The 14,331-nt window shown below is 60.5% G+C and carries 13 protein-coding genes, 3 tRNA genes and 1 pseudogene; 11 read left to right on the top strand and 6 right to left on the bottom strand.

Annotation, left to right across the window (positions count from 1 at the left end; genetic code table 11):
- Positions 1–231: 231 nt before the first annotated feature.
- Both DCC27_RS07425 and DCC27_RS07420 read left to right on the top strand, forming a co-directional pair.
- Positions 232–1,050, top strand: coding sequence for a winged helix-turn-helix domain-containing protein (locus DCC27_RS07425; protein WP_110099872.1), 819 nt, complete (start codon positions 232–234; stop codon positions 1,048–1,050).
- A gap of 36 nt (positions 1,051–1,086) precedes the next feature.
- Positions 1,087–1,620 carry a histidine phosphatase family protein gene (locus DCC27_RS07420; protein WP_110101198.1) on the top strand — a complete coding sequence of 178 codons (534 nt, stop codon included), beginning with the start codon at positions 1,087–1,089 and terminating at the stop codon, positions 1,618–1,620.
- A 120-nt stretch (positions 1,621–1,740) separates the two neighbouring features.
- Here DCC27_RS07420 and DCC27_RS07415 read toward each other — a convergent pair.
- A tRNA-Arg gene (locus DCC27_RS07415) sits at positions 1,741–1,814 on the bottom strand.
- A gap of 329 nt (positions 1,815–2,143) precedes the next feature.
- Between DCC27_RS07415 and DCC27_RS07410 the strand changes: the two genes are divergently transcribed.
- The 3 genes from DCC27_RS07410 to DCC27_RS07400 all read left to right on the top strand — a co-directional run bounded on the left by DCC27_RS07410 (position 2,144) and on the right by DCC27_RS07400 (position 4,685).
- Complete coding sequence (locus DCC27_RS07410) at positions 2,144–3,985, top strand: phosphoenolpyruvate carboxykinase (GTP) (protein WP_110101197.1); 1,842 nt, start codon at positions 2,144–2,146, stop codon at positions 3,983–3,985.
- Between the two features lie 178 nt (positions 3,986–4,163).
- Positions 4,164–4,439: a hypothetical protein gene (locus DCC27_RS07405; protein ID WP_110101196.1), complete on the top strand. Its 276-nt coding sequence runs from the start codon at positions 4,164–4,166 to the stop codon at positions 4,437–4,439.
- A gap of 63 nt (positions 4,440–4,502) precedes the next feature.
- Entirely contained in the window at positions 4,503–4,685 is a 183-nt protein-coding gene (locus DCC27_RS07400) for a hypothetical protein (RefSeq protein WP_110110835.1), read from the top strand.
- A gap of 14 nt (positions 4,686–4,699) precedes the next feature.
- On the opposite strand, the gene DCC27_RS07395 is transcribed toward DCC27_RS07400, so the two are convergent.
- On the bottom strand, positions 4,700–6,133 hold the full coding sequence (locus tag DCC27_RS07395) for a phosphomannomutase/phosphoglucomutase (RefSeq protein ID WP_110110840.1): 1,434 nt from the start codon (positions 6,131–6,133) through the stop codon (positions 4,700–4,702).
- Between the two features lie 198 nt (positions 6,134–6,331).
- On the opposite strand from DCC27_RS07395, the gene DCC27_RS07390 reads away from it, so the two are divergent.
- Together DCC27_RS07390 and DCC27_RS07385 are read left to right on the top strand one after the other, a co-directional pair.
- Positions 6,332–7,561 (top strand): MFS transporter, encoded by a 1,230-nt coding sequence (locus DCC27_RS07390; protein ID WP_233242777.1) that lies wholly within the window; start codon positions 6,332–6,334, stop codon positions 7,559–7,561.
- A gap of 56 nt (positions 7,562–7,617) precedes the next feature.
- Positions 7,618–8,481 carry a hypothetical protein gene (locus DCC27_RS07385; protein WP_110110834.1) on the top strand — a complete coding sequence of 288 codons (864 nt, stop codon included), beginning with the start codon at positions 7,618–7,620 and terminating at the stop codon, positions 8,479–8,481.
- A 4-nt stretch (positions 8,482–8,485) separates the two neighbouring features.
- On the opposite strand, the gene DCC27_RS07380 is transcribed toward DCC27_RS07385, so the two are convergent.
- Complete coding sequence (locus DCC27_RS07380; protein ID WP_110101194.1) at positions 8,486–8,800, bottom strand: XRE family transcriptional regulator; 315 nt, start codon at positions 8,798–8,800, stop codon at positions 8,486–8,488.
- A gap of 218 nt (positions 8,801–9,018) precedes the next feature.
- Positions 9,019–9,107, bottom strand: a tRNA-Ser gene (locus DCC27_RS07375).
- A 191-nt stretch (positions 9,108–9,298) separates the two neighbouring features.
- Between DCC27_RS07375 and DCC27_RS07370 the strand changes: the two genes are divergently transcribed.
- The gene (locus DCC27_RS07370; protein WP_110110833.1) at positions 9,299–11,212 is read left to right on the top strand and encodes an AMP-binding protein; all 1,914 of its coding nucleotides are present in this window, start codon (positions 9,299–9,301) and stop codon (positions 11,210–11,212) included.
- Positions 11,213–11,346: 134 nt separating this feature from the next.
- Here the strand turns inward: DCC27_RS07370 and DCC27_RS07365 are convergent.
- Positions 11,347–11,434 (bottom strand) — tRNA-Ser (locus DCC27_RS07365).
- Between the two features lie 148 nt (positions 11,435–11,582).
- Between DCC27_RS07365 and DCC27_RS07360 the strand changes: the two genes are divergently transcribed.
- Together DCC27_RS07360 and DCC27_RS07355 are read left to right on the top strand one after the other, a co-directional pair.
- Positions 11,583–12,590, top strand: coding sequence for an NAD(P)H-quinone oxidoreductase (locus DCC27_RS07360; RefSeq protein ID WP_110110832.1), 1,008 nt, complete (start codon positions 11,583–11,585; stop codon positions 12,588–12,590).
- A 58-nt stretch (positions 12,591–12,648) separates the two neighbouring features.
- A complete protein-coding gene (locus DCC27_RS07355; RefSeq protein ID WP_110110831.1) occupies positions 12,649–13,125 on the top strand; it encodes a hypothetical protein in 477 nt (158 codons plus the stop codon).
- Positions 13,126–13,141: 16 nt separating this feature from the next.
- Here the strand turns inward: DCC27_RS07355 and DCC27_RS07350 are convergent, their stop codons facing one another.
- A complete protein-coding gene (locus DCC27_RS07350; protein ID WP_148707522.1) occupies positions 13,142–13,687 on the bottom strand; it encodes a DUF418 domain-containing protein in 546 nt (181 codons plus the stop codon).
- On the opposite strand from DCC27_RS07350, the pseudogene DCC27_RS12830 reads away from it, so the two are divergent.
- Positions 13,607–14,253 (top strand): annotated as a pseudogene (locus tag DCC27_RS12830) (gamma-glutamyltransferase). The gene DCC27_RS07350 and the pseudogene DCC27_RS12830 overlap by 81 nt on opposite strands.
- The last annotated feature ends 78 nt before the right edge of the window (positions 14,254–14,331 follow it).

Genomic DNA, 14,331 nt, shown 5'->3' with positions numbered 1-14,331 from the left:
AGGAATGCATCGCTATATTACGAGTGATTTTTCTCATATTCAGGGCTGAGAATTTCAGTATGTGGGATATGGGTGGGCCGTGTACTTGCGTTACGGGAATGTTACGGGGGAATCTAAGGGGATAGAACATTGTCGAGGCGACGCTCGTCTCGCCGGATGAATCGCACGATGGGAGTGCGATGGATCGGGGACAGCGTAGTGTCGCAGAGTCTGTGTAAGGAATTGCATTCTATGTCCAGCTCAGCCCAAGGATACGTTCACATTTCCGTCCGCAATGCTCGCCGTCGAGCCGAACGGGCTCGGATGGTCCAGGAGCAAGCGCATCATACTTCTCGGCGTGCTGAGTCTGAGGCGATGCAATCTGATCATGCCCGCGCGGACGGGCAGGTGCGTGAGCCCTCGACCATGATGGCTCGTGACGAGGCCCACCCGGGTCTACAGCCGGTGGCGCAGGAAACTGAAGCGCGTGGATTCGTGATCTACGTTGGCATGGATGAAGGACTGGCCTCGGCGGCTGGTACCTCGCTGACCAGGCTGGCCAATGAATTGCGCCACTACGTGGAATCGCTGGTTCCCGGGGCGGATACTCACGCAGCTGTGGCCGTTGCCCCGGCCGGAGCTGCCGGTGATGACCTCGAGGTGGTCCGGCAGGTGCTGGGCGATCCGACGATGAATGCCGGGGTTCGTCCTGACTTGGCCCAGCCACCAGCTCCCGTCTCGACACGTCAGCCCGGTGTCTTGATCGACCTGGCCCGCCGCGAAGTGTTGCTGGACGGTGAGCCGTTGAATCTGACTTTCAAAGAGTTCGAGTTGTTGAATTACCTGATCGACAACGGATCCCGCACGGTGAATCGTGACGAGCTGTTGCACGCGCTGTGGGATGAAAGCGATGAGGTCCCCAATGAACGCACCATTGATGTGCATATCCGCCGCTTGCGCTCCAAGCTGGGACGTCTCTCCGGCACGGTACGGACGGTGCGCGGTCAGGGGTACCGCTTCTACGAGCACCCCGAAGTGGTGGTCTGGGCTGCTCCGGAATATTCCATTTAGATCGGGTGGCCACGATAGCAGTGAGGGTATGCCGTGATGACTGTGCGAGGTAACGATCAGCAGAAAACATTAGTGATCATCCGGCACGCTCAAGCCGAACACGGTCTGGGGGTGGCTGACCATGAACGCACTTTATCAGCCACCGGAGCTCAAGACGCCCCGGAAGCGGGGAAGTGGCTTCTGACTCGGGGGCTGATCCCCGATCAGATCATCACCTCGGATGCGGTACGCACCCGACAGACCACCACCTGGGTTCTCTCCGAGCTCGGCGAGCAGGCGGTGACTCCGGCGTTGGATCCACGGCTTTATGAGGCCACCGCGGCCCAGGCGCTATCGGTGATCAATGAAACCGAAGAATCTGTGCGCACACTGTGTGTGGTGGGACATATGCCGTGGGTACAAGACCTCGGGATGCGACTGGCCTCGGTCGCTTCTGACGAGCAATCGGTGATCCGGATGGCCGAGCATTACCCCACGCTGGGCATCCAAGTTTTTGAGATCTCAGCGCGTTGGGCGGAGCTGGATGGGCGGGATGCGCGCATGGTGGATTTCATCGCACCGCGGGGCTGATCAACCGCGGTAATTGGTGGTAATTGGTAAAGTCCGCAGATCGGGCCGAATACCCAAAGGGGAATGCTCCAAAAACTGAAAACCCACACCAGAGCGGATGTGATCTCGGACATAAAAAAGCGCGCCCTAAGGGATTCGAACCCCTGACCTTCTGTTCCGTAGACAGACGCTCTATCCAGCTGAGCTAAGGGCGCTGGGTCATCATGACCGTTGAATACTATACGCGGATCAGAACTGAATGCCAAATTGAGGCAAAACCCGCGTGAACACGCACCTCAGGTCTCGACGCGCAACGATCTCAAGCGACACCTCAGCGACGTCTAAGGGGCCGATATGAATAAGAGGGAAATTCCGCTGGGGCGCTGATAGACTGGCCACAGGAGTAACACTGAACTCATCACGTGCTGATACAACGGCGTGTTAGTGGCGATGATCCGATTGGTGGGCTGAGGTAGCTCCCAGCATCGGGTGGATGAGCGTGCTGACTCCGTTTAAACCGAGACCCTAGACTCTAAGGACCCACATGGTTGCTCATGTTGCCTCGAATGATCTCTCCGCACTGGAGGAGAATGCGCCCACGACCTACCGTGACCTGCTGGATTGGGTCAAGGAGGTCGCCGGGCGTACTCAGCCGGACTCCATCTATTGGGTGGACGGATCGCAAGAGGAGTATGATCGGCTCGCGGCGGAACTGGTTGAGGCCGGAACGTTGACCAAGCTGACCGATCCTCAGTTCCCCAATTCCTATGCGGCATTCTCGGACCCCAGTGACGTGGCCCGAGTGGAGGGGCGGACCTTTATCTGCTCCGAAAAGAAAGCCGACGCCGGATTCACCAATAATTGGATGGATCCTCGGGAAATGCGTGCCATCCTTAACGACGCCTTCGCCGGCTCAATGCGTGGGCGCACCATGTACGTGATCCCCTTCGTGATGGGGCACTTGGACGCCGATGACCCCAAGTTCGGTGTCGAGATCACCGACTCGCCCTACGTGGTGCTCTCGATGCGGATCATGGCCCGGATTGGCCAGGATGTGCTGGACCGGCTGACTGAGACCGAAGCCTTCTTCGTCCCTGCCCTGCACTCGGTGGGTGCCCCGCTGGAAGAGGGCGAAGAGGATGTCGCCTGGCCGTGTAATGACACGAAGTGGATCGTGCATTTCCCCGAGAGCCGCGAAATTGTCTCCTACGGTTCCGGATACGGCGGAAATGCTCTGTTGGGCAAGAAGTGCTACTCGCTGCGTATCGCCTCAGCCATGGCTCGCGACGAGGGATGGCTGGCCGAGCACATGTTGGTGTTGAAGCTCACCAGCCCGCAGGGCGATGTCCGGTACATTACCGGCGCCTTCCCCTCGGCGTGCGGTAAGACCAACCTCGCGCTGATCGACCCGACCGTGAAAGGGTGGAAGGCCGAGACCCTGGGTGACGACATTGCCTGGATCCGCCCGGACGCGGAGGGCACTCTGCGGGTAGTCAATCCCGAGTTCGGCTTCTTCGGTGTCGCTCCCGGCACCGGTTGGTCCACCAACCCCAACGCGATGCGGGCAATCTCCAAGGGCAACAGTATCTTCACCAACGTCGCCCTAACCGATGAAGGGGGCGTGTGGTGGGAAGGTCTCACCGAAGACCCCCCGGAGCATTTGATCGACTGGCGGGGTCAGGACTGGACTCCGGACTCCGATACCCCAGCTGCCCACCCCAACTCGCGGTTCTGCACCCCGATCACCCAGACCGATATGCTGGCCCCGGAGTACAACGAGCCCAATGGCGTGCCGCTGGACGCGATCCTGTTTGGTGGACGCCGGAAGACCACGGTACCACTGGTCACCGAAGCCACCAGCTGGACCGACGGCGTTTTCAAGGGTGCCACCCTGTCCTCAGCGCGCACCGCCGCGGCGGAAGGCCAGGTCGGCGAGGTACGTCGGGACCCAATGGCGATGTTGCCGTTCATCGGATACGCTGCCGGTGACTATGTACAGCACTGGCTCGATATGGAAGATCAGATCGGCACCGAGAAATTGCCCAAGATCTTCTTGGTCAACTGGTTCCGTCGCACCGCCGACGGCGATTTCGCCTGGCCCGGGTTCGGCGAAAATTCTCGCGTGCTGAAGTGGATCGTCCAGCGACTGCAGGGCGAAGCCGAGGCGATCGAAACACCGATCGGTCACGTCCCGACCCGCGATTCGCTGGATCTGACCGGCCTGGATGTGTCCCAGGGCCAAATTGATGCTGCGTTGCACGTCGACCGCGATGAATGGAAGGCCGAGGTCGAACTGATCGAGGAATGGTTCGACAAATTCGGCGACAGCCTGCCACAGGCCATGCGCGAGCGACTCGACCAGCTCAAGGCGGATCTGCAGGCATAACTCCACCTGACCCTCGAACACGGCGGTCAGCACCGACTGTCACCGTTGCCCCGTGACCGTGCACATTTCAGCACGATGACGGGGCAGTGGTGGCTCCGGGGTATCGGGGAGGTGCTTTCTTCCTGATCGCCCGGCTGGTGCTCTATCAGCATGATGTCAGCATGATGAGGCCGGTGCGATGACCCAGGGCACTGAGGATCCGCACAACGGCCAGCACGTATCGGCGGGGCTCGACCGGAACCTCGCCGAGCAGGCACAGCGACGGCTGCTGGAAGAGCAACTCATCAACAACGAGCTGACCGCCCTGGTGGCCACCTCGGCCCTGGGGATGGGATTCGATAAACCCGATCGGGGATTCGTGATCCGCCTGGGCGCCCCGAGTGTTGGACTATCTCACCGAACACGGTCCCACATCGATCACCCAGCCAGAGACCGCGGTGGCCCTGAAACGTAGCCACTTGGAGTTATTGCTGAAAACCCTGGCGACCGATAGATTCCCGAGGCGGTCCTCACTACGGTGGTACAACTACTGGCCGAATGGGATGGGGACCAGCGCCCGATCGCGGTGGTGTCGGTCCGGGGCGGGAACTCGGCGTTTCGTCTCGCACAGGTTCACCAGCGCTTTCAGGTGCCCAATCACCTGGTGACCGCGCTTGCCGAGACCACCCACGGAGTGCTTCCCTTGGCGCTGGCGGGGTAAAGAACCCGACCGGATTACTGATCGCGAATGGCGGCCAAGGCCCGATCACGAACCTCAGCCATCACGGATTCGTCCTGGGCCTCACCGTTGTACCGTAGTAAGGGCTCGGTGTTCGAAGGCCGAACGTTGAACCACCAGCCACCGGACTGGGAGGCCACCGTCACCCCGTCGAGCCGGTCAACCGTGAGGTCGTTATCGGCAGAGTCGGTCTGGAAGGCCTCCAGCACCCGCGCGGTGGCAGCCTCCTTATCGGCAACCTCGGAGTTGATCTCGCCGGAGGCGATGTAGGGGTTGAATTCTTCGGTCACGTCGGACATGGCCCGTTCGGTGCTACCCAGCACGGCCAGCACGTGCATGGCCGCCAACATGCCGGTGTCGGCGTTGAAGAAGTCCCGGAAGTAGTAGTGGGCCGAGTGCTCACCACCGAAGACAGCATTTTCCTCGGCCATGACCGCCTTGATGAAGGAGTGCCCCACTCGGGTGCGCACCGGTCGTCCACCGCTGGCGGTCACCAGCTCCGGGACCGCCTGGGAAGTGATCAGGTTGTGAATAATCACCGGGGTCTGTTCACCCTCTGCCTGAGCACGCTGAATTTCACGCTGAGCCACGATCGCGGTGATTGCCGAGGGCGAGACGGGGTCACCGTTCTCATCGACCACGAAGCACCGGTCGGCGTCACCGTCGAAGGCCAGCCCCAGATCGGCGCCGGTTTCGCGCACACGTGCCTGCACATCCTTGAGGTTCTCCGGCTCCAGCGGGTTGGCCGGGTGATTCGGGAAAGTACCATCCAGGGTGAAGTACAGCGGATCGATCTCGATCGGTAGCGCCTCGAGAAGCTCATCACCCAGCACCGCCGGGGTGGTCTTGCCAGCCATACCATTACCGGCATCCACCACGATCTTCAGCGGACGAATGTGAGACAGATCCACCAGGGAGCGCAAAAACGTGGCGTAGTCAGTCAACGTCTCGGTATCGGAGTACTCGCCGGGGTTTTCCACCGCAGGAATCCCGCCCTCGTTCAGGTAGCGCTGGGCCAGCTGTTGAATCTCGGCCAGGCCGGTGTCGGCCGAGATCGGGCTGGCCCCGGCACGCGCCATCTTCATCCCGTTATAGGAGGACGGATTGTGACTGGCGGTGAACATCACGCCCGGAGCGTTCAATACTCCCGTGGCGTGGTAGAGCATGTCGGTGGAAATCAGCCCCAGGCTGGTGACATTGGCTCCGCGGGATCGCGCGCCGTCGGCGAAGGCCTGCATGAATTCCGGTGAGGAGGCGCGCATATCGCCACCGACGAGCATAGTGGCACCGGCCAGCTCGAGCACATCCACGAAAGCGGCTCCCACCGCCCGCACGGAGTCATCGGTGATGGTGGACCCGACAATGCCACGCACATCGTAGGCTTTAAACGATTCGGATAGGTCAACGACATCTGGTGTTTGAGAACTCACATCAGACACTCTAGTCAGTCAGTGCCGATTGTGCCGAGCCTCGGCAGACGCTGGAGTTCCCAACCCCGGGCGCTCGGCCACAGGCCGGGCTGAGAATGACGGTGCACTCCAGTTACCGACCAGCTGGGCAGCGTACCGGACCCACCGAATGAGACGAACAGACCGGTCAGGAGGCGAGACAGACTGTGGGTGAGAATCGTGGATGATCAGCACACAGCCACCCGGGCGTGGCACGGGCACGTGCCTCAGACCGCCGGATACCGCCGGTTATTGGCGGGCCTCTTGTTAGCCGGGATCGCCACGTTCGCCCAATTGTACTCACCCCAAGGGCTACTACCACTGATCTCGGCGGATGTGCAGATCAGCGCCGATCAAGCCGCACTGTTGATCTCGATGGCCACCGCCGGGCTGGCGCTGGCGGTGATCCCGTGGTCTTTCGTTGGTGATCGTCTGGGACGCAAAAAAGCCATGGCCATCGCGCTGATGGCGGCCTTGATCTTCGCCGTTGCCTCGGTGGTTGCGCCGTCGTTCAACCTCATGCTGGTGTTCCGGCTCCTGGAAGGCATCAGTCTCGGCGGGGTCCCGGCCCTGGCGATGGCCTATTTGAATGAGGAAGTTGATCGCAAGTATGCCGGCCAAGCTGCCGGAACCTACATCGCAGGCACCGTGATCGGCGGACTTATCGGCCGGGTGATCGCCACGCCGATCGGCGACTGGGCCGGGTGGCGAGTCGGGATGCTCATCGTCGTGGTGATCGCCGGCATCTCAGGGATCGGATTCTTATTGCTCAGCCCCGATGCCAGAGGGTTCACACCCTCCGGGCACAGCATCAAACACGCGTTGGTGGCGATCACCGGCAATCTGAAATCCCCGCAATTGATCGTCACCTATCTGCAGGGCATGTTGCTGATGGGCGGGTTCGTTGCGATCTACAACTTCCTGGGATACCACCTGATGACCGAACCTTTTTTCTTGCCCGCTGCGGTGGTCTCCGTGATCTTCTGGGCCTACGTGATGGGGATAGTCACCTCTCCGATGGCCGGGCGTTTGGCCACCCGTTACGGGCCAGCGACGGTGCTGCTAGCGGTTTCGGCAGCCATGGTGATCTCGGTGGCGCTGACACTAGTCCCCAATGTGTGGGCGATCTTGTGGGGGCTGATCATTTTCACCGGAGCGTTTTTCGCCGCCCACTCAGTGGCCTCCGGCTGGGCGGGTGCGGCCGCGGTGGCCGGCCGGGCACAATCCACGGCGCTGTACAATCTCTGCTATTACGCTGGATCGAGTCTTTTCGGATGGCTCGGCGGAGTGTTGTTGGATGCCCACGGTTGGCCGGGCACCGTGATGATGACCATCGTGTTGACCCTCACCGCGGCGTTGCTGGTGGTAGCCGTTGTCATCACCCGGGGGATCCGCCATCGTCGCGGGTAGGTCATGTGACCACATCAGGGCGACAGAATGCGCTAGGGGACCGTAGAATTGTCCCCATGGAATACCTGATCCCCGTGCTCATCATCCTTGGTGTTGCTGTTCTTGTTGCCCTGGGGTATCGCGGGGTAGCCGCTGTGGCGAAGAAAAATAACGGCTCCTCCAAGCCGTCTCGGTCCTCCTCGGGGACCGGTGGCGGGTCTCAGCGACGCGGTGGTGGATTGTCCGAACGGATTTCACCGATCACCGCAGCGCAAGCCTCCACGCGGTTGGATGAAGAAGACCACCGCCAGGTTTATCGGCTGATTGCCGTCGGTAAGATGCGGGAGGCCGCCATGCGGTACCGTGAGGCGACCGGTGTGTCCTCGATGGATGCGATGCTGGATGTGCAGGCCCTGGCGTCCTACCCACAGGAATGGATCAGCATCGACGAGGCCGTGTCGTCCTCGGAACCGGACACGCCCCACATGGCACGTGACAGTGTTGAGAATACTCCTCTAAACGATCGGGACGACCAGCGCGACCAGGACGATCTGACCCCGACAGACCGCTCAGTACCGGATGACTCCGATGGTGCTACATCGGCTGATCAGGCTGGCTCGGAGCAGTCCCCGGCAACGGAGGACGGAGAACAGGAACTGACCAACCTCACGGTTCCCGTCGAGTGGGAAAACGAAGATTTCAGCACCCCGGAGCCTCGTGGTTTCCAGGTCGAAGTCATGCGCGATAACGGCACCGTGCAACTCTCGAGTGAGGACCTCCCACCGTGGCTACGAGATCAGTTACGGGCGATGGTGCGTGATCACCGCATTGACGAGGCAGCCCAAACCCTGTCAGAGCACACCATGCTCACGGTGCCCGAAGCGATGGACCTGATGCAGATCTTGTCGCAACAGGATAATAATCCCCAAGACGACGCCTAGGCCTCTAAGCGTCGTCCTCGCCGACCGGTCCGCCTTCACCTTCCCAGTTTTCCACCTGGGTCACTTTGCTCCGGGGGAATTTGGCGCGCACCCCCTGACCACCGTGGGCATCCTCGGTGATGAATCGGGCCCCGAGATTCTCCAACGTTGTTTTGAGCTGGTGGGATTCGGCCTCGGAAAGTTCGCCCACACCCTTTTCGAAGTCGCGGAGCTGTTGGCGAGATAGTCCCGCTTCCTGCGCGACGTACATGGGGTTGACACCTGCAATGGCCCGAGCAGCCCGAGCCAAATGACCGTTGAATTCAAGTTGTTGACTCATATCACCATAGTCTCATGTGCCACGCGGGGATTCTAGGGCCTACTGTGCCACCGGCCACTGTCAAGCGTGGGTTGTGATACCGCGGTGATCCTAGTTTTGTCGTATCACCTGACGTTTTGGGGGCATAAATGACACCAACACGATTGGGTCCAATTCCGCTACTTCCCTTTATTTGCAACGAAAAACCCCGGAAACTCGACGGTTCCCGGGGTTATACGCGGAGGCGGGGGGATTTGAACCCCCGGTCCGGTTTAACCCGGACCCTTCATTAGCAGTGAAGTCCATTCGGCCGCTCTGGCACGCCTCCAGATGCGCCCTGAGGTAGGCACAACTCTCTTAGCATAGCTAACCCGGGGCTCGATCTTCAAAACAGCCAGATGAAGCGACGGTCCGTGACTGACCCCAGTCTAGTAATTGTGCTTCAGATCACTCCTGCTGTATGTTGTCTCTCAAGGAAGGCATTGACACCATCACAACGACAATCATGGAGATGATGTGATGAACCAGCAGGTTACGACGAATCAGACCTATCAGGATGTCTACCGCTACGCCACAGACCATCCAGAGCAGTTTTGGTTGGAGAACGCGGCGTCGCTTCAGTGGGAGAAGGCTCCCAGCATCGCAGTCGAGCAACCCGATGAGTTCCACTGGCGGTGGTTTCCTGATGGCGAAATCAACATTACGGTTCAAGCCCTAGACCGGCACGTTGCTGCCGGTCACGGTGATCGAATCGCGATCTACTACGATTCGGCGGTCACCGGCGATAAGCGAGCCGTGACCTACCAGGAGTTGCTGGAGGAGGTCGCCCAAACCGCTGGAGCTCTGCAGGATCTCGGCGTGACCCGGGGTGACCGAGTGTTGATCTATATGCCAATGATTCCCGAGGCGGCGGTGGCGATGCTGGCTTGTGCCCGCTTGGGAGCGATCCATGTGGTGACCTTCGGCGGTTTTGCTGCCAAAGAGATCACCACACGAATGGACGATACTCAACCGAAGGTGGTGCTCACGGCGTCTGGCGGGATCGAACGCACGAAACAGATCCCGTACTTGCCACCGATCAAGGCCGCCATCGAATCTGGAGAGCATCAACCCGAGTATGTGATTGTCAAAAAACGGCCCCAGTTCGACGAAGAGGCCCGAGACTTTGATCCATCATGGTTGGACTGGGACGAGACAGTCGCCACGGCTAGCGCCGCGGAGGCCGTGCCGGTGGCCTCCTGTGACCCGCTGTACCTGCTTCACACCTCGGGTACCACCTCGAAGCCCAAAGCTGTCATGCGTGACCAAGGTGGATACGCCACCGCGTTGGAGTGGTCGATGCCTCGTATCTACGACCTGCATGCCGGTGAGGTGGCATTTGTGGCCTCCGATATCGGCTGGGTGGTGGGGCACTCGCATATTATTTACGGACCCCTGATCACCGGGGCATCCACCGTGCTCTACGAGGGGAAACCGGTGGGCACCCCGGATGCTGGAGCTTTCTGGCGGGTCGCGGAAGAATACGGAGCGAAGATGCTCTACGCGGCTCCCACAGCATTCCGCGCGATCCGGAAAGAAGATCCGCGCGGTGAGGAAGTGAAGAAATACGATCTGTCTCGTCTGGAGAACGTGTTCTCGGTTGGGGAGCGACTCGATGAGGCCACCTACCACTGGATTGTCGAGATCACTGGCAAGCCGGTGGTCGATCACTGGTGGCAGACCGAAACCGGATGGCCGGTGGCGGCCAACCCCCGTGGCCTGGAAAAGCTCCCATTCAAACCCGGCTCCCCGACGGTGCCGATGCCCGGATTCCAAGTCTCTATCGTGGATGCAGCCGGAGAACCCGTGGCTGAGGGGATGGAAGGCAATATCGTCATCAAGCTTCCGTTGCCACCCGGGGCGTTGATCGGACTTTGGAACGAGGAAGATCGATTTAAGCGCTCGTATCTGGAAACGTTTCCGGGATACTATCTCACCGGGGACACCGGGTTTATCGATGAGGATGGTTACATTTTCGTCCTGGGTCGGTCGGACGATGTGATTAACGTGGCCGGACACCGGCTGTCGACCGGGACTTTGGAAGGTCTGGTGGCAGAACATGACGCGGTGGCCGAATGTGCCGTGATCGGGGTGGCCGATGAGCTCAAAGGTCAGAAACCGGTAGCCTACGTTGTCTTGGCAGATGGTGCCGAGATTTCTCAGGAGCAACTGGCCGAAGAGCTGATCGCCAAAGTTCGGTCAGACTTTGGCGCGGTGGCAGCATTCCGAGATGTTGAGATCGTCTCCGCGTTGCCCAAAACCCGTTCGGGCAAGATCCTGCGCCGGACAATGCGTGACATTGTCGAGGGCAAGGAATACAACACGCCATCAACCATTGAAAACGCCAGCGTGCTGGACAGCTTCGGGCAGGAAACCACCCGACTGAACGGCTAGTTCGATCCACAGAACCGCTCACAGAAGCGGCCCCTCGACGTCCAGACTGCGAAGCGACGTAGCCTGATGTGTCGAGGGGCCGTGCGTTGCGGTCTGTCTGACTCATCGCACGTGAGCTAACAGACCACTGACAGCGGACGGTGTGGGATTTGAACCCACGAGACGGGGTTACCGCCTACTGGTTTTCAAGACCAGCGCCTTCGGCCGCTCGGCCAACCGTCCTGACCGCACTATCATACAGGTCTTGATCCCGATCGGCACCTTCAGATGACGCGACCATGACCCTCGCGACGAGACGAACCACCCAGCAAGGGTAGGGCGATGAGCATCTGCGGTGTTATATCCAGCACAGGTCTGAGACAATGAAGGTATGTTTGCAGCACGGTTTTACACTCCCGCAGGACACGATCAGCCCTCGGTCGACCACCCCTGTGAGGTGAAAGTCGTCGAGGAGTCCGTCCCGGAATACAGTGCGAGGGAGGTATTAATCAAAGTTGCTGCCGCAGGGATGAACCAGGCCGATACCCACCAGCGGGCCGGTAACTACCCCCCTCCGGAAGGTGCTAGCGAGATTCCCGGACTGGAAGTGGCCGGCACCATTGAAGCCGTTGGCGCCCAGGCCGGTCACTGGGACTTCGGTACGCCGGTGTGCGCCCTACTGGCCGGGGGCGGTTACGCCGAATACGTGGCGGTGGATGCCCGCCAGCTGTTGCCCTTACCCGAGAATACGTCCATGACCCAGACGGCCGGACTCGTTGAGGTCGCGGCCACGGTGTGGGCCAATGTGTGGATGCAGGGTGGGGCTCAGCCAGGCGACGTTGTGCTGATCCACGGTGGCACCGGAGGGATCGGTGAGTTTGCGATCCGTGCCGGGCTCGGCCTGGGGTTGCGCCCGATCGCCACCGCCGGAAGCGAGTCCAAGTGCCAGGCCGTGCAACAGATGGGTGCCGAGGCCATTAACTACCGGAGCGAGAGTTTTGTCGATCGGGTGATGGAGCTGACCGACGGCCACGGTGCCGACGTTATCCTGGATACCGTGGGCGGGGCCTATGTGGAGGACCACGTCAAAGCGGTGGCTAGTGGCGGTCGGGTTGTTACCATTGGCACCCAGGGCGGAGCCAAAGGAACACTGAATGTGATGCGACTGATGGCCAAACAGGCCTGGTTTACCGGAACCCGGTTGCGCTCACGGACCGCTGAGGAAAAAGCCGAGGTGCTCGCAGGAGTACAGGCTCACCTCTGGCCGTTGATCGCAGACGGTCGGATCTGTGTCTCCGAACCGGAGGTGTTTGATCTCACGGATGTCGCAGCGGCCTTCGACCGGTTTGGTGACGCTGAGCGACAGGGCAAGATCGTGTTACGGATGCCCGAGGCGTAAGATACCAGCTCAAACGAAACAGTACAGAAGAACACCGAGACCGAAAGTAGCTGAGGCGATGAAGCTGGGTCCCTTTGCGCGTCGTCGCCAACAACGTCGCGATGACCGGGAGTTGGGTCACCATTTGTGGCGTCAGGCCCACGACCGGTTTCATCGCTCGCTGCAACGCTATTGGCAGATCGTGGACCCGGATGAGGAACACGCCCGCAACGTCCAGGGTTTCGTCTCGGCTGAAGAACACAACGGGTTGATTAACGCCGGCAATATTTTGGCCGATCTGTTGCCCAGGGTGCGGGCATTGTGTGTGGCCGCGCGCCGGGCCAGCCCCGATCAGCAGAGCCTTGATGTGCCCGGAGAATTTCAGGATCTGCACCGGTGGATTTCACGGGCTGCTAATGATTTGGCGGCGGTGGCCCAGGCGGCTGCGATGTTCCGACGGGGGCAAACCGAGGTGTATACCGTCGGTCGTCGGGCCCAGAAAGTCATCGAGGACATTGAGGCCGCTGAGGCCGCACTACCCGATCTGACGTCATAGGGCGGGCGGACCTCGATCAGGGGCTGGTCCGTAGCCGGGGTGGCCAGGACAGCAGGCGTTCGGCCGGACCAGTGCCGAACCTCACCCACCAGCCGTGGGCGGCTAGCACGAGGGCTGCTGACAGGCCGATGGTGACCAGATATCCCTGGGCCAAGTTCTCCGGGGCGGGTCGGATGACCAGGGCCAGAATGATCAAATGGGCCAAATAGACGGTAAAGGCGAGACGTCCGGCCGATACCAGGGCCGGGACCCACCGTTTCAGGTAATGCTGGGTTAGCAGACAAACACCGAGAATAACCGCTGCGATCCCGATGCTGGAGAGTAACCATAACGGCATTTCGGAGTGCCCCTGCGCGGTACGTAGCTGATCCCAACCGGCCTCGGAGCCCACAGGACCGAAGAGGTGCATCAACGCGGTCGCGGTACCCAGGCCGATGACCGTGGCGGCCAGGCCGAAGAACACCAGCTCGCGCTGAACGACGTGGGCGCAGAGATCCAGCCGGCCGAGGCTGAGCTCGATCAACGTCAGACCGAAGCAGTGCAAGCCGGTAATACCACCCACATCACCGTGGTGGATGACAGTGGGATGACGGTTTCGATGACGCAGACCCTGACCAGTTTTTGGGGAGGGGATCAGTCTGAGTATGTGGCCGGGTTCTTTCTCAACGATCAGCTTAACCGGTTCGCGGCACTCGACACTGAGCAGAATCAGCCCGCGCCTGAACGGAAGTCGGTCAGTTGGTCTGCACCGGTGTTACTCCTGGATGATCAAGGGCGGCCGGTGTTGGGCATTGGTTCCCCGGGGGACATCAGATCCCGAATATTTTGGCCTCCACAGTGTTGCCGTGGACGTTGAGCGGAGCCAGCCTTGAGCAGGCGGTTACCGGACCGCGACACAGTCTGCAGGGCTCAACCTTGGCCTTGGAAACGGAACCTGCTGCCGAGGTGAGGCAACTGGCTGAGGACCAGGGCTGGGAGATTCAGGTCACTACCCGCAACGACGCGGTATTCGGCAGCGTTCAGGCCTTGGAGATCGACTATGAGGCCAGGACCCTCACCGGGGCACCAGATCCCCGTCGCGATGGCGACGTGGAGATTATAGACGGCGATTCGACCGGGGCCGGCTGATGCGGCGTCTCTTGCATTGACACCGTCACCCCGGTGGTGATTGACTTCACAGGGATATTCAGTGACGTAGGTCTCAGA

The sequence above is a fragment of the Auritidibacter sp. NML130574 genome (assembly GCF_003185725.2).
GTDB lineage: Bacteria > Actinomycetota > Actinomycetes > Actinomycetales > Micrococcaceae > Auritidibacter > Auritidibacter ignavus.
Note: the sequence above shows the minus strand (reverse complement) of the source record. Positions and strands in the feature narration are given on the sequence as shown.

Bases quoted from the DNA above. Each gene is read 5' to 3' on its own strand.
- DCC27_RS07425 (WP_110099872.1), top strand. From the start codon at position 232: ATGTCCAGCTCAGCCCAAGGATACGTTCACATTTCCGTCCGCAATGCT.
- DCC27_RS07410 (WP_110101197.1), top strand. From the start codon at position 2,144: ATGGTTGCTCATGTTGCCTCGAATGATCTCTCCGCACTGGAGGAGAAT.
- DCC27_RS07360 (WP_110110832.1), top strand. From the start codon at position 11,583: ATGTTTGCAGCACGGTTTTACACTCCCGCAGGACACGATCAGCCCTCG.
- DCC27_RS07420 (WP_110101198.1), top strand. From the start codon at position 1,087: ATGACTGTGCGAGGTAACGATCAGCAGAAAACATTAGTGATCATCCGG.
- DCC27_RS07405 (WP_110101196.1), top strand. From the start codon at position 4,164: ATGACCCAGGGCACTGAGGATCCGCACAACGGCCAGCACGTATCGGCG.
- DCC27_RS07355 (WP_110110831.1), top strand. From the start codon at position 12,649: ATGAAGCTGGGTCCCTTTGCGCGTCGTCGCCAACAACGTCGCGATGAC.
- DCC27_RS07370 (WP_110110833.1), top strand. From the start codon at position 9,299: ATGAACCAGCAGGTTACGACGAATCAGACCTATCAGGATGTCTACCGC.
- DCC27_RS07385 (WP_110110834.1), top strand. From the start codon at position 7,618: ATGGAATACCTGATCCCCGTGCTCATCATCCTTGGTGTTGCTGTTCTT.
- DCC27_RS07380 (WP_110101194.1), bottom strand. From the start codon at position 8,800: ATGAGTCAACAACTTGAATTCAACGGTCATTTGGCTCGGGCTGCTCGG.